This is a genomic window from Natronomonas pharaonis DSM 2160 (assembly GCF_000026045.1).
Taxonomy (GTDB): Archaea; Halobacteriota; Halobacteria; order Halobacteriales; family Haloarculaceae; genus Natronomonas; species Natronomonas pharaonis.
This window is the reverse complement of record NC_007426.1, coordinates 1,329,757-1,350,712: the sequence shown is the minus strand read 5'-3', so window position 1 is coordinate 1,350,712 and position 20,956 is coordinate 1,329,757. Positions and strand designations below refer to the sequence as shown.

Here is a 20,956-nt window from a genome sequence, read left to right as displayed (position 1 = left end):
CGACCGCCAAAGTATTTGCCAGCGCCCGTGCTGGTGCGGGTATGGAGTATACGACGCTCGGCGCAACCGGTATCGAGGTGTCGCGCATCTGTCTCGGCTGCATGAGCTTCGGCGACGACGACTGGCGCGAGTGGGTTCGGGGCGAGGAGTTCGGCCACGAACTCGTCGAGCGGGCGCTCGACCTCGGCATCAATTTCTTTGACACCGCAAATATGTACTCCCGCGGCGAGAGCGAACGGATTCTCGGGGACGCACTCGACGGCCACCGCGAGGAATCGGTCGTTGCGACGAAGGTCTATTTCCCGATGCGGGATGGGGACCCCAACTCCGGTGGTCTCTCCCGGAAGACTGTCGAGCAAGAGCTTTCGGCCTCGCTCGACCGGCTCGGAATGGATACCGTTGACCTCTATCAGATTCATCGCTGGGACTACGACACGCCGATAGCACAGACGCTACGCGCGATGACTGACGCGGTCCAGCGGGGACAGGTCCGCCATATCGGCGCGTCGTCGATGTGGACCCACCAGCTCGCGGAAGCGCTCCATACCAGCGACCGGGAGGGCCTAGAGCGGTTCGCGACGATGCAGAACCATTACAACCTCGCCTACCGCGAGGAGGAGCGCGAAATGCTCCCGTTCTGTGAGAAGGAGAGACTCGGCGTTATGCCGTGGAGCCCGATGGCTCGCGGTTACCTCACCCGCCCCCACGAGGAGTACATGTCGACAAAGCGCGCCGAGACGGACGACTACGCACAAGAACACCCCTACGCGGACAACGGCGGCCGGGAGATCAACGAACGGGTACAGGAATTGGCCGCCGACAAGGGCGTCTCGATGGCGCAAATCGCGCTCTCGTGGGTGCTGCACAAGGAATGGGTTGACGCCCCTATCGTCGGCGCATCAAAGCTGTCCCACCTCGAAGATGCCGTCGAAGCACTTGAGATAGACCTCTCGGATAGCGACCTCGCGTACCTCGAAGCGCCCTACGAACCGGTTCCCGTCTCCGGCCACGACTGAGGACCACCCTGTCGACCGAGGGAGGTTTATATCCCGCCCACCAAGAGCCGGCACAATGCGGTACGTCAAGGTCTCCCTCGTTCCGGAGGACGGCGAAATCGACCCGACCGGCGGAACGGTCGCCGCGAGTCCGGACCACAACTACGAGGCAATTCTCCACACGAACCGACTCAACGACGGGACCGCGGTCTACCTCCTGAAAATCAGCGGCGGGCCGGACGGCCTCGACGAACTGTTCGAGGCGAGTGATAACGTCCTCTCCTACGATATCTCGACGCTTCGGGACGGCGTGCAAGCCTACCTCCACACCGAGCCGACGGATGTCGGGCAGGCCCTCCACGACCTCACCCAACGGCACGAACTCGTCATCGACATGCCCATCGAATACGGTCCCAACGGCGGTATCAGCGTCGCCTCCATCGGCGGCGAGGAGACGGTCAAGGAGGCAATCGACGACATTCCCGAGAACCTCCGGGTCGAACTCGAGCGGCTCTCCGATTACGACCCGGAGCTACAGGAACTCTCGGCGATGTTGACCGACCGGCAGCGGGAAATACTTGATACCGCTGCCGAACTCGGCTACTATCAGGTTCCACGGGAGGCCACCCATCAGGACATCGCCGACCATCTCGGGCTGTCGACGACGACCGTCGGCGAGCACCTCCGGAAAATCGAGGCCCGAATGCTCTCGGAAATCGCCGGTTGACCGTCTATCCCTCCGTCTTCACCCGTCGTTCCGGAACAGCTCTGTCGCCGCCCGTACCGTCTCGTACTCGCGGTCCGAGTACGCGATGAACTCGACCGCTTCGAGCGTCTCCGGCTCGTATTCGGCTATTGTCTCCCCGATGAGTGCTGCGCCTTCCTCGAGGTCGAAGCCCGCGACCCCACAGCCCAGCGCCGGGAGTACGAGCGATGAACAGCCCCGCTTGTCAGCAGCCGCAAGCGCGTTCCGCGTCGCCTCGCGAATGCTCTCGGCTGTCGCTTCTCCGTCGCCGTAGTGGGGCATTGCCGCGGCGTGAATCACGTACTCGGCGTCAAGTTCGTAGGCGTCGGTGACGGCCGCCTCCCCGAGGTCAACCGGTCCCTTCGAGACCGCCTCCTCGTTGAGCCCGCGACCGGCAGCCCGGCGCAACGCCCCGGCGACGCCGGAGCCCATTTTGAGGCTGGTCCCGGCTGCGTTGACCAGCGCGTCCGCCGACTGTGCTGCGATGTCCCCCTGAACGACATCGAACTCCATGTGCGTTTGTCTCTCGCCCATCCCAAATAAACCGTCCGCAGCGACTGGCCAGCGTGGGTGGAATGATGAGCGCTGTAGGCACAGGATGGCTTCTTTCCCCCCTGAAACATGTGTGGTTCGCCCGGAGTCCGACATATTTTTATCAGAATACGGGTTTGTAAAACATGACTCCGATACCATGTCCCCCATAGCCCTCCTCCTTGCCATTGCGGTCGCACTCTCTGGACTCGGCCTCGTCGTACTGGATATGCAACGCCGCCAGTCTCCAAAACAGACACAGCTGTTGTGGGGCGGCGGTGTCGCAGGTGGAATCGGTGCCGGATTCCTTGCCCCAGCGCTCCACGACGGGCTCTATGATGCGGTTTTCAGACTTTTGTACGGAACCCCGGACCACGTCGTACATCCGCTGGAGCAGGATATGCCGATTTTGCTTGTCGGCTTTCTGACCACGATAGTCGGTGTCGTCGTCTACGCGGTCGGCAGTCGGATTCCGTAGCCCGGCGATGGCATCACAGACCACCTGAGATACATCGTGACTGGTTCCGCTGGTCGAAGGCATATACGACCAGCAGCCCTAGACAAAGACATGCGAAACCTGCTGGAGATGACGTGGCGGGATTTACTTTTCGCCCATTGGACGGTGCCGCCGGAAACCGTCGCTGAGACGCTTCCGGACGGACTCGCCGTCGACACCTTCGACGGCGACGCCTACCTCGGTGTCGTGCCCTTCGTGATGTCGGATATTAGCCCCCGCGGCGTCCCGTTCGGCCTTGAATTCGGCGAACTGAACCTTCGGACGTATGTTACCGTCGACGGCAGGCCGGGCGTCTACTTCTACAATCTCGACGCCGACGACCGGATTGGCGTCGCTATCGCCAGAGCGCTGTTCCAGTTGCCCTACTACCGAGCGGCGATGGATATCGAGACGCGAGGCGAAGGCACCGACCGGGAGGTCCGGTTCCGTAGCCGTCGGACGAGCGACGCACCGGACGCCCGCTTCGACGCGCGCTACGGCCCTGACAGCGACTTCTCCACGCCCGACCCCGGCTCGCTTCCGGCGTTTCTGACCGAGCGATACCGGTTCTACACGACCGACCGTGGTGGAACCGTCTACTACGGCGACATCGACCACGAGCCGTGGTCGCTGGCCCCGGCGTGGGCGGACATCGAGACGAACACGCTGTTTGCGGCCAACGGCTTCGACAGACCCGGCGGTAACCCGCTGCTGTATTTCGCTGCACCGATAGCCGTCACTGCGGACCGAATCCGGCGGTTCGCTGGTCCGGAGTAACGTACGCGGCTCGTACTGAAGCTAGCAAAATAGTCCACTGGGTTCTTTCAGGACGTGCTGTGCAAGATTGAGGAAGCGAATCGGCCACTCGCGCGAGGGGCTCATTGCGGCTGATAGGGGTTTGTTGCAGTGGTGAGGCGAGAAATATCTGCTGCGGCATCGAAGTCGTCGTCGAACGCATAGAGGTATCCGAACCCTTCGTTTTGCATATAGGCGACGATGCAGGCATCAACCAACGAGAACTGCTCGTACTGGCGGAAGAGCGCTTTCGCTGTGGCGAAAGCGTCCGCGGTCAGTGATTCGATGTGGAACCGCGCGTTCTCTTCGATACGGTCAAGAAAGTCAACAGCGGCGTCGTGGCCGGCGTGGGTGGTGAGGCCGTTTAGCGTCTCTGCGAGTACGTAGTCGAGAATCACTACTTCCGGGAGAGCGGCAGTATCGATGCCGGAGAGGATGGGAAGGGCTTTGTCGTGTGCACTGTCTTGGCGGTACGTTGCGGCGAAGAGAACGGTCGTGTCGATGAGTACACGTGGCATTTAGCTGTCGCCGACGCCCCACGCATCGTGGTCCGCTGTAACCACTGTCTCTTCGTCGCCGCCGTAGCCGGCGAAGTCACTGAACGTACCGGTCCGTTGCTGGACGACATGGACCCGGAGCGTGCCGTCATCCTCGATGTGCCAGCGCAGTTTGTCGCCGTCATCGATGTCGAGTTCCCGGCGAATGTGGGCAGGAATGTTCGCCTGATTCCCTGACACCTTGCTCTCTGAGTCAACGCTCTCACTACTCACATATGAACGTACGATTCCATCGTTAATAAACTCTAGTGTGCGCTCACACTGAGAGCGCCCGGGTGACGAACATACGCTCTGTATCTTGCACGAAACTGGTAGCAGCATCAGCACGTTGCCCATGCTTCATTGAATTAGTAAGTGGCACGTACGTTAACAGGAACCACTTGGTGTCGAGGACACCGCTACTATATATGTTGCGCCCACAGTATCCCGCAATGGACGAGACGGACGGCAGTCGAATGGCCGAGAGCCCGTTCGACGAGTCGCTGACGCCGGCGGTTCGTCGCGTCGATACGGGTCTGACGCCGGACGACATTCCCGACATCGAAGAGCTTACTGGCCCTCCACAGACGCTCGAACCCGAGATACAGGCCGTCTGGTCGCTACAGGCTGCGATTACGGCAGCGATTCTGGGCGGTGTCGCCGCTGTGGGCTTTTCAATGATAGAGTTCGGCAGCCCACGAATCGGCGGGGCGGTCTTTACTGTCGGATTTCTCGTGGGTATCGTCTTCGCGGTGCTCCGATACCGTATCTGGACCTATCAGGTGCGGGAGGACTCTCTGTATCTGCACCGCGGCGTGCTCACGCAGGTAACGACCGTCGCGCCGTACGTGCGGATACAGCACGTCGACACCAGACGGAGTCCGACAGAGCGGGTGTTCGGGCTCTCGACGACAGTTGTCTACACTGCGGGTTCGCGTGGGGCTGACGTATCGATTCCCGGACTGACGCCAGAGCGGGCAGAAGACCTCCAATCCCGGCTGAAACAGCTCGCAATCGCCGCCGAGGGTGAAGACGCCGTCTGATGAAGCTCCATCCGTTCTCCGTCCCGCTGCGGGCCATCGAATCGGTTATCAGCCTCGCGTGGGTCCTGATTATCGCTATCCTCGGGTCGCCGGCGCTCGGCGGTACCTCAGCGGTCGGCGTCATCGTGGCTGCGTGGTTTGTCATCGCGCTTGCCTACCAACTCATCTACTACCAGCGGTTCGAGTACGAACTTACCGCCGACACGCTGGATATGGCCTCCGGTGTCATCTCGCGACGCCGCCGGGAGATTCCGATACAGCGGGTACAGAACGTCGACATCAGCCGTAACGTGCTCCAGCGGGCCTTCGGCGTCGCACAGATAAACCTCGAAACAGCGGGCGGCTCCTCGACGGAGGCGTCGCTCCGGTATGTAAGCGTCGAGGAAGCACAGCGGCTACAGTCCGAAATCGGCCGTCTCAAACGGGGGCAGACCCAACGGGAGGCAGAACGGTCCGCGGAGCCGGAGCAGGAACTCTTCTCGATTACCTCCAAGGAACTCGGACTCTTGGGCGTCGTCGGTATCGACCTGCGGCTGCTTTCGTTTGTGACGGTGCTTTTGCCCGTCGTCTCGCCGTCGCTCCGCGAGCAGTTCGCCGACCCGCTCGTGGGATTGGCGGTGACCGCGCCGCTGGCGGCGGCCGCAATCGTCGTCGTCACCGCCGGTATCAGCGGCATCCTCGCGGTGATGAACTACTATGGGTTCCGCCTCGCCCGGCAGAACGACGAACTCCTCTACGAACGGGGACTCTTACAACGGTTTAGCGGCGCGATACCGCTCTCCAAGGTCCAGACGCTCACCGTCTCGGAGAATTTCATCGCTCGCCGGTTGCGGTATGCGTCGCTGGCCGTCGAGACTGCTGGCTACGCGCCGGGCGACCGAGGGTCGGAGTCGGCCATCCCGCTGGCCAAGCGAGACAGGGTGTTCAACCTCGCACAGTCCGTCGAGGACTTTACCGACGTCGAGTTTACGCGCCCACCCAAGCGGGCCAGAGAGCGGTACGCCGGCCGATACAGCATTATCGCCCTCATAGCCGTCATCGTCGCCTTCGGCGCGGACGCCTACACCGACCTGACCTTCGCGTGGTATGCGACGCTGGCGCTGTTCCCGCTTGCGGCCGTCGCCGCCCACCTGAAATGGCTGAACCTCGGCTACGATGTTCAATCGGAGTATATCGTTCTGCGGGAGGGATTCTGGACCCGGACAATCACCGTCGTCCCGTATTACCGCGTCCAAACGGTCCTTGACTCCCAAACGGTGTTTCAGCGTCGTCGCCGGCTGGCGACGCTCGTCGTTGATACGGCCGGGTCGAGCGGGTTGACGAACCGCCAGCCCAGAGCGCTCGACATCGATGAGGAACGGGCCGCGGAACTCCGCGAAGAGGTCGCCGATAAGCTTCAGGAGATGGTCGCCTACCGCCGTGAGGAACGTCGCGAGGAGCGCGTCGAGTCGATGACGGCGGAGCTGGCCGACGCCGACCCGAATCCCGGCGTGTAGCGCCGGCGACAGGGACAACGGGAAACTTTTTGGTAATTGATTCTGTGTGTCGTTGTCATGCAACAGCGCCGTCGGCCGCTTCTTGCGGTCGCGTTCAGCGTCCTGCTCGTCGCGTCGCTGTACGCCGCGAGCGGACCCATCGGCCTTGTCGCGCCGTTCACCGGCGACGCTTGGGCCGGCGCGGACGAGGCGAACCCGACCGACACGGGCCCGTCTATCGAACGGGCCGTTACCGGTCCGACAACCGTCGAGAGCCCACACGGCGAGGCGACGGTCCGATACGACGACCAAGGAGTCCCGCACATCGAGGCTGACTCGGACGCGGCGATGAGCTACGCCGCCGGCTACGCACAGGCCCGCGACCGGCTCTTCCAGCTTGACCTCCAGCGGCGGCTGATGCGCGGTGAACTCGCCGAGGCGTTCGGCCCCGAACAGGTCGAATCCGACCGCTTCCACCGGCAGATGGACTTTGCGGCCGCTGCGGAGGCGTCGTGGGAAGCTATTGAGGACGAGGAGACACGAACGAACGTCGAGGCCTACGCCGACGGCGTCAACGCCTATGCCGACAGCAATCCGCTACCGATGGAGTTCGCCGTTGCGGGCTATGAGCCGGACCCGTGGCAACCAGAAGACACGCTGCTCGTTGGGAAACTCGTCTCGTGGGGGTTGACCGGGTCTTTCGCGGACCTCGAACAGGCGACAGTCGAAGACCGACTCCCCGATGCGGCGTCGCTGTATCCCGACCAACTCGACCACGACACACCCGTCGTCCGTGATGACCACAATCCGATGGCTGGAGCTGGCGATGGCGGCGACGGAGCGGCGGCCTCGCCCGACCCTGAAGCGGCCGATTACGAGGCGATATACGACGCCATCGAGCCGTACGAACCCGACGCTGGAATCGGGTCCAACAGCTGGGTCGTCGCCGGGACACACACCGACGACGGCCACCCGGTCGTCGCCAACGACCCACACCTAGAACTGACCGTGCCGCCGATCTGGTACGAAATGCATCTCCAGTCGCCGGACACGCAGGTCCGCGGCGTGGCCTTCCCCGGGATGCCCGTCGTCGTCATCGGCGCAACCGACGACGTTGCGTGGGGCTTTACCAACGTCGGCGCTGACGTGCTCGATGTCTACGAATACGAGTGGGTCGACGACGAAACCTACCGGTATCGGGACACAGAGCGAACCGTCGAGAGCCGCACCGAGACCATCAACGTCGCAGGGGCCGAAGACGAGACGGTCGACGTTCAGCGGACCGTCCACGGCGCACTCATCGAACGGGAGGACAGGCGCGTCGGCGTCTCGTGGCTCGGAATGACCGGCACCCGGGAGGCAGAGGCCGTCTACCAGCTCAATCAGGCGGACGATATCGACGACGTGCGGGCGGCGTTGCGCCGGTTCGACCTCCCGACACAGAATATCGTCGCCGCCGACAGCGAGGAAACGCTGTTCCGCATCACCGGTCAGTATCCGGTCCGGACCGCCGACGGCGAGGTCGTCGCCGGCGACCGCATCTTCAACGGCTCGGCCGGCCACGGAGAGTGGGACGGCTTCGAGCCCTACGGCGTCAGCGACTTCGCTGCCGATGGCTTCGCCGACTTCGAGCGGTTCCCCGAGGTCCGCGGTGCCGACTACGTTGCGACGGCAAACCAGCGGACCATGAACGACCCACCCTTCTACATCGCCCGGAGCACACGCTACGCCGACCCGTACCGTGGCGAACGCATTTACGAGCGGCTCGACGAGCGGGCCGAAAGCGGCGAGCCGATGGACCGGGCGTTCCACGTCGACCTCCAGCGAGACACCTACTCGGAGCGGGCCGCAACCTTCCTGCCGCAGCTTCTCGCGCTCGATGCGTCACAGCTGGCACCGAGAGAGCACACAGCGCTGTCGGAGCTGGCGTCGTGGGACCGGCGGATGGAGCCGGACTCCGAGGCGGCGCTTGTGTTCACGCTGTGGCTCTCGGCCTACCGCGAGGCGACGTGGGGGCCGGAGTTCGACGCGGCCGGTCTTGACGAGTCCTACTATCCGGCGGATACGACGCTTGCCAGACTCGACAGCGAAAGCGAGTGGTTCGACAACCCCTCGACCCGAACCACCGAGACCCGCGAGGATATCGCGGCCGATGCGCTGTCGACGGCGCTTGACCGGGCTGAAGCAGAGGGCTACGGCACCTACGGTGATTACAGCCAGCTCGAGCTCGACCACGAGTTCCCGCTTGACTTCCTCGATTACGACCGGCGACCGATGGCCGGCAGCCCGGCGACGGTCTTCAATTTCCGTCCGGACCGTGAGCCGCAAGCCGGCATGAGCTGGCGGATGGTCGTCGATGGCGACGGCGGCGTCGGGACGCTTCCGGGCGGGCAGTCGGGCAACCCGCTGTCGACGCACTACGATGACCGGCTGGACCCGTGGGCGACTGGCGGTACCGAACCGATGGCGTATGCGCCACGCGGGCCGGTCGTCATCGAGTTTGCGGAGGTGGACGGATGAGCTTCGCCGGGCACCTCCACGCCATCCGGTATGGCTCCCGTTCGGAGCTGGCTGTCGCGGCTGCCGTTGTCGTCGGGATTGGGGCGACAGCCGGCCACTGGCTCGGTCTCGTCGTGGCCGGGGGTCTTCTCGGCGTGGTCGCGTCCTCGACCGAACGGGCGCTCGTGTTGGGGTGTTATTTCGGCTTCTTCGTCCTCGTCGCCTACGGCGTCGTGCTATCGTGGTACGGTGTGCTCGGCGCTGTCGCCGGCGCGTTTCCGCTTTCGGTTGGGCTCGTCGCTGTCTCGGTGCTCGTTCCGACCGCAACGGCGGCCATTGTCAGGTACGGCACGCCCGTCACAACGACCGACGGATAGCATTGGGCCGGGAAGCCAGCGGTTAACACCGCTGGCCGCCTACGTCGGGTATGGAGTATGCGGGTGCGGTCCTCGACCTCGATGGCACAATCTACCGCGGCTCGGAACTACTTCCGGGCGCGGCGGCGGCAGTGCGCCGACTCAGGGAACTCGGTATCAGACCGGTCTTCTTTTCGAACAACCCGACAAAATCCCGTTCGGCCTACGCCGACCGGTTGAGTGAACTCGGCATCGACGTCGGCCCCGAGTCGGTGCTTTCCGCCGGCACAGTCACGACCCGGTTTCTCGCCGACGAACACGGCGACGGAGCCATCTTTCTCGTCGGCGACGACGGGCTCCGCCGGCAGTTCGAGGCGGCCGGCCTGCACGTCGTCGAAGAGGCCACGGCGGCCGACGTGCTGGTCGTCTCTTGGACCGACAAATTCGACTACGGCGACCTGCTTGCCGGGTACCGGGCGCTCAATTCGGGGGCGACGTTCTACGGAACCGACCCCGACCGACTGATTCCGGCCGAATCCGGGATGGCACCGGGGTCAGGCGCGATAATCAACGCCGTCGGCGGCGTCGTCGGACGGGAGCCGGCGAAGATTCTTGGGAAGCCATCCCCGGAAGCACGCGCGGCCGCGCTCTCGGCGCTTGACGCGCCGCCGGAGCGGTGTCTCGTCATCGGCGACCGGCTCGACACCGACATCGCGCTCGGTGCGGCGGCCGGGATGACGACGGTGCTCGTTGAGACCGGCATCGACGCGGAAGCAGACATCGGGGAAAGCCGCCGGACGCCCGATTACGTCATCGAATCGCTCGCGGAGCTGGAGCAGGTCCTCGAAGGCCTGTAGACGGCCCGCACCGATATGAGTGTTACTGTCTGACAAGGATTTATATACCATCGGCGCTGACGGACGTGTATGGTAGAAAACCACACACCATACGAGTACGGCGACGCTGACATTGCGGCAATCGGCGAGGAGCCGCCACACGAGCGACAGCACGGCTCCGACATGGTCATCGTTGACGGCGCAGCGATGAGCTACAGAAGTTACACGAGGGCTGAACAAAAGTGACGAGCACGGGCCGACGCGAGTCGGCCCCCCGGGCCTGTCGCTGCCGACGGCCGGCTCGGACTTAAGGTACCGCGCGACGAACCCCCTTCTATGGAGTACGCAGACTTCCTCGACGAGTCGTACGAACCGTCCGACGACGACCTCGTCTGTACGTTCCGGCTGGTGCCCGGCGAGGGCATCTCCGTCGCCGATGCCGCCGCCAGAGTCGCTTCCGAGAGTTCGAACGGGACGTGGGCGGCGTTGTCTCCCGAGTCCGATGTCCGGCAGTACTCGGCGCTGGCCTGCGATATTGGTCCCGAAGACGAACACGGTACGCAGGTAACCGTTGCATACCCATCGGGGCTCTTCGAAGACGGCAGCCTACCGCAGATTCTCTCCTGCATCGCCGGCAACATCATGGGGATGAAAGCCGTCGAAACCATCCGGCTGCTCGATTGTGAGTGGCCCGCCGTCATCGCCCGCTCGTTCCCCGGCCCGCAGTACGGCTCCGATGTCCGGACCGAGCTGCTCGATGCGGGCGACCGGCCGCCGCTGGCGACCGTTCCCAAGCCGAAGGTCGGTCTCTCGACGGAGGAGCATGTCTCAGTCGCCGAGTCGGCGTGGCGTGGCGGCGTCGACCTCCTGAAAGACGACGAGAACCTCACCGACCAGACGTTCAACCCCTTCGAACAGCGGGTCGCAGACTCCTTTGCCGCGCGTGACCGCCTCGAAGAAGAGACCGGCGAGCGGAAGGACTACCTCGTCAACATCACGGCAGAAACCGACGAGATGGTCCGTCGGGCGGAGTTTGTTGATGACCACGGCGGGTCGTTTGTGATGGTTGATATCATCACCTGCGGCTGGAGTGGGCTCCAGACGGTTCGCCGTCGGACCGAGGACCTCGACCTGGCGATTCACGCCCACCGGGCGATGCACGCCGCCTTCGACCGGCTCCCCCAGCACGGCGTCTCGATGCGCTGTCTCGCGCAGTTCGCCCGGCTGGCCGGCGTCGACCACATTCACACCGGTACTGCCGGCCTCGGCAAGCTGGAAAACGAGGATACCGCCGGCATCAACGAGTGGCTCCGCTCGGACCTCCACGGCCACAGCGACGTGCTCCCCGTCGCCTCGGGCGGGCTCCACCCCGGCATCGTCGACCAACTGCTGGATGCGCTCGGAACGAACGTGATGGTACAGGCCGGTGGCGGTATTCACGGCCATCCGGACGGCACCGAGGCCGGTGCGCGTGCGCTGCGAGCGGCCGTCGACGCCTACGCCGACGGCGAGAGCCTCGACTCGCGCGCCGAGTCGGTGCCGGCACTCCGGACGGCGCTCGACGAGTGGGGAACACAAAACCCGCGGTGACCGACACCGGCGCTCTCCCAGAGCGCATATCCGCCGTATCTTTTTCAGCCCGCCGAGTGAGTAGCCGAGTGTATGTCCGACATCGAGACCACGACAATCAACGAAGAAAAGTACCACGCGTTCAGCCGGGCGGGCGAGTTCGAACTCAGCATCGACGCGTCAGGCAACGACGGACCGTCACCGAACGAAGTGCTTGTCGCCGATTACGCGTCCTGTTTTACGTTTGCGTGCCGCGCTGGCGCAAAGCGACGGCTCGAGGTCGACCTCGGCAAGGTCGAAACCGAGGCCGAGGCGGACCTCGACGACAGCGACGACATCGAAGCCATCCGGTTCCACCTCTTTATCGAGGCTGCCCTCACAGACGAACAGCTCGAGTCGGTCATTGAACTCGGCGAGGAAATCTGTCACGTTCATGCGGTACTCGACTCCGCAGTACACGCCGACGTCGAGGCAACAGCGAACGCGTTCTGAACGGCTACTCGAAGAGCAGGTAGGCGGCGACCCCGCAAGCGGCCGCCGCCACGACTGCACCGATGCCGAGCAGCAGCTGTGTGCCACCGGCGGCAAACAGCGCTCCAACCGCCAGTAGCACCGCGATGCTGCCGGCGACGACAACCGGCAGCGCCCGGAGCAGCGGCGTCGGCTCTGTCGATTGCTCGGTCACTGTCGGGCTCGAAAGCTCCGGGGCGACCTCGACTTCGGTGGTCGTCTCCGCCGCCCGCTCGAGAACCACGGACACGTACCGCGTCTCCTGACCGTGGGCGACGACGACTTTCAGGGAGCCACGAAGCGTCTCGTCCGGCCACGTCGAGGGGTCGTGTGTCGCAACGTCTATCCGCCGTTGTTCGTTTTCCTTGAGGTAGTGGTTCGTCGCCTCGATGCGGGCGACCTCCGAGAGCCGGTCGTCGAGGTTGAGATAGACGTGACTGGCTTCGCCGTGGTTGTGCAACTCGACGGTAAACGGGCCATTGGCCTCGAACTCCGCCGGCACCGAAAGCGTATAGAGCCCGTCGTCGTTGACATCGACGGCGAGTGTCTGTGTCACAGTTTGACTCTCTCCCGGTACGATTAAAAAGTCTCTCCCCGACCCGAGAATCTCCGATGGGGCAAGCCGCCGCTCATGGCTCAAAAACTAAGACGCTCCCTGCCAAAGCGGTTGCCGTGTGTACGCTGGTCGCTGCTTGGCACGCCTTCGACAACGCGCCGCTCTGTGTTGCCGCCAACCGTGACGAAGCCGCCAACCGCCCGTCGACGCCCCCGTTTGTCCGCGACCGGGACCCAACAGTGGTTGCGCCGCGCGATGACCGGGCTGGCGGCACGTGGCTCGGCTACAACGCAGCCGGCGTCCTCGTCGCGGTGACAAACCGGTGGCGGGCGGGCGACGGCGACCGCTCGCGTGGGCTGCTCGTCGACGAAGCGCTCGGATACCGGTCGGCGGCGGCGGCCGTCGACCACGTCCGGGCCGAGCTGGAGGCCCGTCGGTACGCGCCGTTCCATCTTCTCGTCGCCGACGCGGAGAACTGTCTCCTCGTCGTGCACGACAGCGGTGACACGGGGGTCGTCCACCAGCTCTCACCCGGGGTCCACGCGGTCGTTAACGTCGGGTTCGACGGGGATTGGTTCACCCCCACCGAGCGCCCCGAACTCGGCCGCCAGCAGGCACGGAATACCGAGCGGCTCCGGTCGGCGCTGGAGCCTAAACCGGACGAGTCAGCGGCCGACTGGACCAGCCGAGCAGGGACGCTGCTCGGCGACCACGAGTACGGGGCGTGTATCCACCGCGGGCAGTTCGGAACGCGGTCGTCGTCGCTCGTCCGGCTTGGTGAGCAGCGACGGTTCGAATTCGCCGATGGACCGCCGTGTGACGCCGAATACCGCCCTGTCGAGGACGCTGTTTGATGTGTCCGAACACCGCGTCCGCCGAAGCAATGATTTAAATCGCTCGCCCGCCGAGTAGCTCCCGATGAGTACCGCCACCGACGCGGACCTCTCCGAGATTGAACGTGAAGGCCTTGAGCTGATTCGGGAGACGGGGGGCATCCACCAGAGCGACTTCTGGAAGGAACTCGACGTCGACTCCAGAAAGGGAAGTCGCATCCTCGACTCGCTCGAAGAGGAAGGACTCGTCGAACGGGAGGAGACGGTCTACGACGGACACAACACGTATCTCGTGACACCGGTCCGGGACCCGAAAGACCTCGATTTCTCGCTTTTGATGGCCGGTGACATGCTGTCGCCGTTCGTCGGCGACGAAGAAATCGACGCCCAAAGCGACGCGTTCTCCCAGTGGGTCATGAACCTCGCGTACGAGGAATACTGACGCTCCACGCAGGGCGACAACTGGTTGCGTGGCGACCTACCTTCTATTTCTGGTCGGTCCTGTCCCGAAGCTGCGTCACAGCCGCCGACACTTCGCCGACCACGTCGCGCTGTGTTTCGGCGGCTTCGACCGTCTCGCCGGCTGCCTCACGGACAAGCTGTGCCCGGTCAGCGACCTCATCGACAGTGGCCGTAACCTCCTCAGCCCGGGTCGCTTGGTCGGTATTGGCGTCAGCGATTTCTTCGATGCCGCTTGTGGACTCTTCGATTCGCTCGGCGATACCCTCAAGCGCCGACAGCGACTCCTGAATCCGGTCGCCGGTTTCCTCGATGCGTTCGCTCGCCGTTTCGGTCTCCGCGACAGTTTCTGTGGCCTTCTCTTCGACCACGGCTATCTGCTCGCGGATGTCGGCGGCGTGTGCTTGGCTCTCCTCGGCGAGATTCCGGACCTCGTCGGCGACGACCTTGAATCCGCCCCCCTCGGCGTCTGCCCGAGCCGCTTCGATATTGGCGTTCAATGCCAGAATGTTCGTCTGGTCGGCGATGTCCGCAATGAGGTCGACGACCTCGCTTATTTCGCCGATTTCCGATTCCAGCGCTGAAACCGTATCGACGAGCGATTCGCCGGTTTCGAGCAGTTCGTCGGTTGCTTCTTGGGCGTCTTCGGCGGCGCTTCGGCCCTCGTCGGCGGCGCTTCGCATCTCGTCTGCCGCTTCCGCCAGTTCGTCAGTGCTGGCGGCGACCTCCTCCATGCTGGCGTTCAACGACTCCATCTCGCGAGCGACATCCTGCAGCGAGTCGTCCTGTTCGCTCGCCCGCTGTTGTATGTTTTCGGCGTTGTCGACGACCCGCTCGGCGACAGCCTCCAGTTGTGATACTGCTTCGTCGAGCGTGCCAGCGACTTGCTCCTGTGTCGCCTGCAGCGCTTCCTCTTTGTCCCTGAGTTCGGTCACATCACGGAAGCTGGTCATCGTCGCCCGAACGTCGCCGCGCTCGTCGAATATCGGCGTACTGGAGATGACGACCTGGTGGAGATTCCCATCGTGGTCCAGCAGTTCGGTTTCGTGGTCGCGTATCGGCTCGCCGAGTTCGCGGACGCGCTCGGCCATCGTCTGCTTCGTGTCGTGGGTTTCGTCCGTCCGATAAATCTCCCACGCATCCATCTCCTGTGCCTCGGCTTTGGTCAACCCGGTCATCTCCTCCATCAGGTCGTTGAAGATGATGAGTTCGGTGTCGCCACCGTGGAAGTCAGCAACCACGATGGGAAGCGGCATATCGTTGAGCGCCTGTTCCCACCGGATGCCGTTTCCCCGTTCGGCGAGCGTCCCAGCGCCGTCCGGACGCGGGTCTTCGCCGCCGTCCGTGCTGTCACTCATGGACTTCCGTTCCGTTGCCGAACAAAAGAACTTCCGCCCGATTATGGGCGGTGAGTCCCGTTGTTCATCGCAACAGCGACGTCATCTCACACGAGATGACTGTCTGGTCGCGCTGGTTGACGACTTCAATCGCTGTCGTCACGGTACCGTTTCCGGGGCCGTCCGGCTTCGCCTCAGTGTCGACGACCTCCGTTTCGACGTGTATCGTGTCACCGATGTAGACCGGCTGTCTGAACCGGAGGTTGTCGATACCGTAGAAGGCGACGACGGCCTCCCGTTCCTCTGGCGTCCGGGTCTGCCACAGCAGCCCTGTCGCGGCGCTCAGAACGAACATACCGTGGGCGATTCGCTCGCCGAACATCGAATCGGCCATCCGCTCTTCGTCCGTATGGAGGTGGTTGAAATCGCCGGACACGCCGGCGAAGTTCGTCACGTCAGCCTCGGTGACCGTTCGGCCGTGTGTGGTGTCTGTATCGCCGATGTCGGTGTGCTCGAAGACGCTTTGGTGTTCGTCAGTCATGTCTGAAAAGTCGGTAGCTGGTGCCGCCGGTCGCGACGGTCTTTCGCTCGCCCTCGTGGACGGTCGTGACTGTACTCTCGGTGTACCCCATCGTTCCTCCGGCGCGGACGACCGACGCTTCGACCCGCAGGTCGTCACGGGCGGGCCGCACATAGCGGACGTTGAGGTCGGTGGTTGTCAGCCGCGCCGCTGCAGGGTCGTCGAACGTCAACCGCAGGGCAAACCCCGACGCTGTATCAATAATCGTCGCGGTGACACCGCCGTGGACGGTCCCGGAGGCGAGGTTGGCGAACTTCTCATCGAACGGCAACGAAAAGACGATGCGCCCCGGCTCGGCCGCTTCGATATCGAGGTCGAGCCACTCGAAGAGGCCGTGCTCGTCGAGGGAGGCCGCAAGCGCCGAGTCAATGTCGTCGTCGGAGGGCGTTTCGGACATCTACTGGCCCTCGAACTCCGGCTTGCGGTCCTCCATGAACGCGGTCGTGCCTTCCGTCACGTCGTCAGTCGAGAGCAGCTGTCCGAAGGCCTGCGATTCGAGCTGGAGCCCCGCGGAAATGTCCTGGTCGCGACCGCGGTTCATGACCCGTTTTGCCTTCCGAAGGGCGACGGGGGCGCCGGTGACGAGGTCATCAAGGAAGGCTTCGACGGTGTCTTCGAACTCCGATTCCGGGACGGCGCGGTTGATAAGCCCCCATTCCTCGGCGGTCTCGGCATCGATGCGGTTGCCACGGAAGACGAGTTCCTTCGCACGGGCTTCGGTGAGCATCCGGACCGCCCGCTGTGTGCCGCCGCCGCCCGGAATCAGGCCGAGGTTGATCTCCGGGAACCCGAACTCGGAGCCATCGGTGGCGACGCGGAGGTCACACGCCAAGGCGAGCTCGTGGCCGCCGCCGAGACAGAAGCCGTCGATTTTCGCCAGCGTCGGCCGTGGGTAGTCGGCGACGACCTCGAAGACCTCTGAGACCTCCGACTCGTAGGGGTCCATACCGGCAAAGCCAGTGATGTCCGCACCGGCTGAAAAGGCCCTGTCGCCGGCTCCCTCGAAGACGACCGCTCGAACCTCGTCTTCGTCGGCCGTCTCCAGTGCGTGGACGACCTCGTCCATGAGGTCTTGGCTGAGCGCGTTCATCCGCTCAGGGCGGTCGAGTTCGATTTCCAACAGCCCGTCCTCGTGGTGGTCGACATTGATGGTCGTGTACGTTCGGTCGTCGTCGCTGCCGTACGTATAAAAGCCAGCGTCGGCGTCTTCCCCGGTCTGTCCGCTGTCGACGAGCTCGCGGAGGTAGTCGGCGGCCTCGTAGCGGTCCTCGCCGTACTGTGCATGGAGGTCGTCGAGCTTTTCGAGGACAGTATCGAGGCCGAGCTTGTCGGCTCGTCGGCAGGGGCCTTCTGGGAAGCCGGCACCCAGCCGAAGCCCCGTGTCGATAGCATCGGGCGTTGCCACATCGTCGCCGACGAGTTTCGCCGCTTCGTTGATGATTCGAGCCTCGATACGCAGCCAGTCGACGGAGTCAGCGGCGTCGTCGGGACCGTAATCGACGCCATCGCCGTCCTCGTACTCGTAGTAGCCTTTTCCGGTCTTGCGGCCGAGTGCTTCGGCTTCGACTTTCGATTCGACGATCGGTGGCACGTCTTTGCCGGCCTCGGTGCGGACGTGGTAGCCGATGTCGATGCCAGTCAGGTCGGCAAGCTCGAACGGTCCCATCGGGTAGCCGCGCTCGTGGACCATCGTCGCGTCGATTTCGCGGATGTCGGCCACTCCCTCGCTGGCCATCCAGCCGGCCTCGTCACCGAACGGCCCGAGCACGCTGTTGACGACGAAGCCGCGGACATCTTTGTTAACGTAGATGGGCGTTTTGTCTATCGACTCGACGAATTCGTAGGCGGTTTCGGCCGTCGCATCGCTCGTTTCGTCGCCGTAGATGACCTCGACGAGGTCCATCTTTACCGGCGGGTTGAAGAAATGCATCCCGACGACCCGCTCCGGGCGGTCAGTAGCCGCTGCGATGTCGGTAATCGGCAGCGAAGAGGTGTTCGAGGCCAGAATCGTGTCCTCGTCGGTGTACGTTTCGAGGTCGGTGAAGATGTCGTGCTTGATATCCAACTCTTCCGGCGCGGCCTCGATGACGAGGTCAGCCTCAGCAACGGCGGCTTCGAGGTCCGTCATCGTACTGATGCGGTCCAGTACCGTCTCCGGTGACTCGTCGATTCGCTCTTTCTCGGCGAGTTTTTCCAACGACCATTTGATATCCTCATAGCCGTCTTCTACAAGTTCCGTTTCGATGTCGCGCATCGTCACGTCGTAGCCGGCGATGGCGATGACCTCCGTAATCCCGTGTCCCATGTTGCCGGCGCCAAGCACGGCAACGTGGTCGATGTCGTCGAGTGGCATACGGTGTTCCGTGCGCCCGGCACCGTCTTAACGGTACCCCTTGCTATTACCGCTGTTAGGACAATTTCCCATTCGGTCTGTTGACTGTAAGAAGAAAGCCGCAATTTCGCGTACGCTGTCGGCTCTTCGGCCGTGATAGAGTACGGACGAACCGTGTTTGCGGGTTCGGAAGATATTTTTTCATGGACGGAAAACAATATCACATGAACGCGGAGACGGAGCACCGGATACTCGCCATCCTCGAAGACGACGCCCAAGCCTCGTACGCCGAAATCGCCGACCGGGCCGACGTCTCGAAGCCGACTGTCAGAAAGTACATCGACAAACTCGAATCGGAGGGCGTCATCGTCGGCTACTCCGCCGACATCGACCCGAAGAAGCTCTCGGGAACGTCCATTGCCATGGTCGGCATCGACGTCGCCAGCGAGCGCTACGTCGAGGTGACCCGGGAACTGAAAAACCTCGACGAACTCGAATCGCTGTACACCTCCAGCGGCGACCATATGCTGATGGCGGAGGTCCGGGCTGCCGACGGCGACGCCGTCGGCGATGTCATTCACGAAAAGATTCTCACCATCGACGGCGTCGAGGCGGCGCATCCGTCCTTCCTACAGGAGCGGCTCAAATAGCGGGGCAGTGTTCGCTCCGTCGCGTGGCGTGCCGTGTTCCTTGCCGACTGGCGTGCTGTTTTGTTCGCGGGGCTCTTAGTGGCTACATGGCAACCTATCACCGCGAGACCCACGTCCGGGCGTCCTTCGAGGACGTATGGGAGTTCCACGCCACGACCGACGGCCTCGAAGCCCTGACGCCGTCGTTTCTCGGCCTCACTGTCGAATCAGTGACCGGACCGGACGGCGAGCCTGACCCGGAGGTGCTCGCGGCTGGGTCACGAATCGAGATGTCGATGCGGCCGCTCGGAGTTGCTCCACAGCAACGCTGGACATCAGTCATCACCCACCGGGAGCGCGACGGCGACACCGGAAGTTTCCGCGACGAGATGGTCGACGGGCCGTTCACCGAGTGGGAGCACACCCACCGGTTCAGGGCCGATGGGGACGGAACGGTTGTTTCTGACACAGTCCGATACGAATTCCCCGGTGGCCCGGCCGGCCGGCTCGTCTCACCGCTCGGGGTCGTCGGTTTCGAGCCAATGTTCCGGTACCGTCACCGTCGGACGAGACAGTTGCTGGAGGATTAACTCGCTGCCCGAAACTCCTCGCGGACGAACAGATACAGCGCCAACATGACAAACGCCGTCGCGACCACGCCGGTCACGATGCCGACCCGCGCGTGTTCGAACCCGGCGAAAGCCCAGACGCCGGCGAGAAAGACAGCAAAGACCACGCCAAGTAGATACAGCACCGGCCGCCAGTAGGGCGTAAAGTACGCGACCACGCCGGCGAGAAAAGCGACCCCGATGAGAGCGAACTGGCCTGCCCGCCCCGGCTCGATGAACGGCGCAGTCAGCCCGAGATACAGGTGAATCCCGGCCAGCGAGAGCGTTAGACAGATGAACAGCAGATTCGGCAGACGGAGGTCGGCCAGCGTTCTACGAGTCATGGAATCTCAGTGAGTACCGGCTTCTCTCCCGCGGGACATAAAAAGACCGCGCCGATACGGCAGCCGGCAGACGAAAGCGCCGCGACCCGTCATTCGATGGTCGCCCGCCGGTGGGCTGCAGCGACACGGTCACGGATGTCATCACCGGCCGACAGGTGCGACCGGCAGTTGCAGTCGGACGCGCCGAAACCGTCGACAGGGCCGTCCGGAAGGTCTGCGGCCACAGCACACTCGATGTCCGCATCGGGCGTCCGAACGTCGCCGCGAAGCGAAACAGCCTCGTGGCCGAGCAGATAGTCGATATGCCAGTGCCTGACCGAGCGGTCGCCGGCCGCGAGTTCGTAATGGCGGTCGACGCGGCTGAAACCGCCCGTGCCGAGGGCACTACCCGTGTAGGCGTACTGGCCAGCGGGTAGTCGATGGGTCCCGAGCGCTCCTATCTCAACCGTTACCGGCGATTCGAGTTCGAGTATCAGCGTGTAGGTGCCGCCGCTCACGTCTCGGTCGTTGTTTGCCGGCCGCATAGTAGCTGTCGGCTCTATCGATGCTGCCGGCTCAGCCCGCGGGCGCGACCCGCCATACTTTTGCCCAGTCGACGCCACAGCAAACACCATGAAAGAGTCGTTGCTGGATATCCTGTGCTGCCCGCTCGACAAAGGCGACCTTGAACTCGAAGTTATCCGCGAAGACGACGACGAGATTCTTGAAGGTCGGCTACTTTGTGAGGAATGTGGTGAGGAGTATCCCATCGAAGACGGAATTCCGAACCTCCTTCCGCCGGATATGCGCGACGAGGCGGCGGCGTAGTCCATAGTACGACTGTCCGCGGCTGGCGTTTCAGCTACTAAAATCGACAGAAGGGTTGAAAACAGTCGGCACCCTCGGTTGCACC

Annotated in this window: 26 protein-coding genes and 1 pseudogene; 17 read left to right on the top strand and 10 right to left on the bottom strand. The window is 63.5% G+C overall.

Annotated features, from left to right (window positions below; genetic code table 11):
• Positions 1-41 precede the first annotated feature (41 nt).
• Together NP_RS06900 and NP_RS06895 are read left to right on the top strand one after the other, a co-directional pair.
• On the top strand, positions 42-1,016 hold the full coding sequence (locus NP_RS06900) for an aldo/keto reductase (RefSeq protein WP_011323114.1): 975 nt from the start codon (positions 42-44) through the stop codon (positions 1,014-1,016).
• Positions 1,017-1,071: 55 nt separating this feature from the next.
• Positions 1,072-1,722 (top strand): helix-turn-helix domain-containing protein, encoded by a 651-nt coding sequence (locus NP_RS06895; protein WP_011323113.1) that lies wholly within the window; start codon positions 1,072-1,074, stop codon positions 1,720-1,722.
• A gap of 18 nt (positions 1,723-1,740) precedes the next feature.
• Here the strand turns inward: NP_RS06895 and NP_RS06890 are convergent, their stop codons facing one another.
• Positions 1,741-2,253 carry a macro domain-containing protein gene (locus NP_RS06890; RefSeq protein ID WP_049939554.1) on the bottom strand — a complete coding sequence of 171 codons (513 nt, stop codon included), beginning with the start codon at positions 2,251-2,253 and terminating at the stop codon, positions 1,741-1,743.
• 178 nt (positions 2,254-2,431) lie between these two features.
• Here NP_RS06890 and NP_RS14375 point away from each other — a divergent pair, with 178 nt between their 5' ends.
• Positions 2,432-2,749 carry a hypothetical protein gene (locus NP_RS14375; protein ID WP_148215438.1) on the top strand — a complete coding sequence of 106 codons (318 nt, stop codon included), beginning with the start codon at positions 2,432-2,434 and terminating at the stop codon, positions 2,747-2,749.
• A gap of 90 nt (positions 2,750-2,839) precedes the next feature.
• Complete coding sequence (locus NP_RS06880; RefSeq protein ID WP_011323110.1) at positions 2,840-3,544, top strand: YqjF family protein; 705 nt, start codon at positions 2,840-2,842, stop codon at positions 3,542-3,544.
• Positions 3,545-3,645: 101 nt separating this feature from the next.
• On the opposite strand, the gene NP_RS06875 is transcribed toward NP_RS06880, so the two are convergent.
• Positions 3,646-4,080: a type II toxin-antitoxin system VapC family toxin gene (locus tag NP_RS06875; protein WP_011323109.1), complete on the bottom strand. Its 435-nt coding sequence runs from the start codon at positions 4,078-4,080 to the stop codon at positions 3,646-3,648.
• Positions 4,081-4,332, bottom strand: a complete 252-nt coding sequence (locus tag NP_RS06870) for an AbrB/MazE/SpoVT family DNA-binding domain-containing protein (protein WP_011323108.1) — start codon at positions 4,330-4,332, stop codon at positions 4,081-4,083.
• A 242-nt stretch (positions 4,333-4,574) separates the two neighbouring features.
• Between NP_RS06870 and NP_RS06865 the strand changes: the two genes are divergently transcribed.
• The 8 genes from NP_RS06865 to NP_RS06835 all read left to right on the top strand — a co-directional run bounded on the left by NP_RS06865 (position 4,575) and on the right by NP_RS06835 (position 12,368).
• Positions 4,575-5,141, top strand: a complete 567-nt coding sequence (locus NP_RS06865; protein ID WP_011323107.1) for a PH domain-containing protein — start codon at positions 4,575-4,577, stop codon at positions 5,139-5,141.
• The gene (locus NP_RS06860; protein ID WP_011323106.1) at positions 5,141-6,637 is read left to right on the top strand and encodes a PH domain-containing protein; all 1,497 of its coding nucleotides are present in this window, start codon (positions 5,141-5,143) and stop codon (positions 6,635-6,637) included. Before NP_RS06865 ends, NP_RS06860 begins: the two co-directional genes overlap by 1 nt.
• Positions 6,638-6,694: 57 nt before the next feature.
• Positions 6,695-9,136 carry a penicillin acylase family protein gene (locus tag NP_RS06855; protein ID WP_011323105.1) on the top strand — a complete coding sequence of 814 codons (2,442 nt, stop codon included), beginning with the start codon at positions 6,695-6,697 and terminating at the stop codon, positions 9,134-9,136.
• Positions 9,133-9,492 carry a hypothetical protein gene (locus tag NP_RS06850; protein WP_011323104.1) on the top strand — a complete coding sequence of 120 codons (360 nt, stop codon included), beginning with the start codon at positions 9,133-9,135 and terminating at the stop codon, positions 9,490-9,492. Before NP_RS06855 ends, NP_RS06850 begins: the two co-directional genes overlap by 4 nt.
• Positions 9,493-9,542: 50 nt before the next feature.
• Entirely contained in the window at positions 9,543-10,328 is a 786-nt protein-coding gene (locus NP_RS06845) for an HAD-IIA family hydrolase (protein WP_011323103.1), read from the top strand.
• A 69-nt stretch (positions 10,329-10,397) separates the two neighbouring features.
• The gene (locus NP_RS14580; RefSeq protein WP_011323102.1) at positions 10,398-10,553 is read left to right on the top strand and encodes a hypothetical protein; all 156 of its coding nucleotides are present in this window, start codon (positions 10,398-10,400) and stop codon (positions 10,551-10,553) included.
• Positions 10,554-10,643: 90 nt separating this feature from the next.
• Positions 10,644-11,897 carry a type III ribulose-bisphosphate carboxylase gene (gene rbcL / locus NP_RS06840; protein ID WP_011323101.1) on the top strand — a complete coding sequence of 418 codons (1,254 nt, stop codon included), beginning with the start codon at positions 10,644-10,646 and terminating at the stop codon, positions 11,895-11,897.
• A gap of 72 nt (positions 11,898-11,969) precedes the next feature.
• Positions 11,970-12,368 carry an OsmC family protein gene (locus NP_RS06835; protein WP_011323100.1) on the top strand — a complete coding sequence of 133 codons (399 nt, stop codon included), beginning with the start codon at positions 11,970-11,972 and terminating at the stop codon, positions 12,366-12,368.
• 4 nt (positions 12,369-12,372) lie between these two features.
• On the opposite strand, the gene NP_RS06830 is transcribed toward NP_RS06835, so the two are convergent.
• Positions 12,373-12,942 (bottom strand): DUF7524 family protein, encoded by a 570-nt coding sequence (locus NP_RS06830; RefSeq protein ID WP_011323099.1) that lies wholly within the window; start codon positions 12,940-12,942, stop codon positions 12,373-12,375.
• Between the two features lie 116 nt (positions 12,943-13,058).
• Between NP_RS06830 and NP_RS06825 the strand changes: the two genes are divergently transcribed.
• A complete protein-coding gene (locus NP_RS06825; protein ID WP_011323098.1) occupies positions 13,059-13,796 on the top strand; it encodes an NRDE family protein in 738 nt (245 codons plus the stop codon).
• A gap of 64 nt (positions 13,797-13,860) precedes the next feature.
• On the top strand, positions 13,861-14,217 hold the full coding sequence (locus NP_RS06820) for a helix-turn-helix transcriptional regulator (RefSeq protein ID WP_011323097.1): 357 nt from the start codon (positions 13,861-13,863) through the stop codon (positions 14,215-14,217).
• 43 nt (positions 14,218-14,260) lie between these two features.
• Here the strand turns inward: NP_RS06820 and NP_RS06815 are convergent, their stop codons facing one another.
• The 4 genes and pseudogenes from NP_RS06815 to NP_RS06800 form a co-directional block, all read right to left on the bottom strand.
• Positions 14,261-15,592: a methyl-accepting chemotaxis protein gene (locus tag NP_RS06815; protein ID WP_011323096.1), complete on the bottom strand. Its 1,332-nt coding sequence runs from the start codon at positions 15,590-15,592 to the stop codon at positions 14,261-14,263.
• A 64-nt stretch (positions 15,593-15,656) separates the two neighbouring features.
• The gene (locus NP_RS06810) at positions 15,657-16,265 is read right to left on the bottom strand and encodes a MaoC family dehydratase (RefSeq protein WP_332370220.1); all 609 of its coding nucleotides are present in this window, start codon (positions 16,263-16,265) and stop codon (positions 15,657-15,659) included.
• A pseudogene (locus NP_RS06805) lies at positions 16,183-16,548 on the bottom strand (PaaI family thioesterase); the annotation flags it as partial. The pseudogene NP_RS06805 and the gene NP_RS06810, both read right to left, overlap by 83 nt.
• Positions 16,549-18,504, bottom strand: a complete 1,956-nt coding sequence (locus NP_RS06800) for a 3-hydroxyacyl-CoA dehydrogenase/enoyl-CoA hydratase family protein (RefSeq protein ID WP_011323093.1) — start codon at positions 18,502-18,504, stop codon at positions 16,549-16,551.
• A 203-nt stretch (positions 18,505-18,707) separates the two neighbouring features.
• Between NP_RS06800 and lrpA1 the strand changes: the two genes are divergently transcribed.
• Positions 18,708-19,133, top strand: coding sequence for an HTH-type transcriptional regulator LrpA1 (gene lrpA1, locus NP_RS06795; protein ID WP_049939551.1), 426 nt, complete (start codon positions 18,708-18,710; stop codon positions 19,131-19,133).
• 86 nt (positions 19,134-19,219) lie between these two features.
• Entirely contained in the window at positions 19,220-19,702 is a 483-nt protein-coding gene (locus tag NP_RS06790; RefSeq protein WP_011323091.1) for an SRPBCC family protein, read from the top strand.
• On the opposite strand, the gene NP_RS06785 is transcribed toward NP_RS06790, so the two are convergent.
• Together NP_RS06785 and NP_RS06780 are read right to left on the bottom strand one after the other, a co-directional pair.
• Positions 19,699-20,064, bottom strand: coding sequence for a DUF7475 family protein (locus tag NP_RS06785; RefSeq protein ID WP_011323090.1), 366 nt, complete (start codon positions 20,062-20,064; stop codon positions 19,699-19,701). The genes NP_RS06790 and NP_RS06785 overlap by 4 nt on opposite strands.
• Before the next feature lie 89 nt (positions 20,065-20,153).
• The gene (locus NP_RS06780) at positions 20,154-20,588 is read right to left on the bottom strand and encodes a GIY-YIG nuclease family protein (protein WP_049939828.1); all 435 of its coding nucleotides are present in this window, start codon (positions 20,586-20,588) and stop codon (positions 20,154-20,156) included.
• A gap of 88 nt (positions 20,589-20,676) precedes the next feature.
• Here NP_RS06780 and NP_RS06775 point away from each other — a divergent pair, with 88 nt between their 5' ends.
• Positions 20,677-20,871, top strand: a complete 195-nt coding sequence (locus NP_RS06775; RefSeq protein WP_011323088.1) for a methytransferase partner Trm112 — start codon at positions 20,677-20,679, stop codon at positions 20,869-20,871.
• Positions 20,872-20,956: the final 85 nt, after the last annotated feature.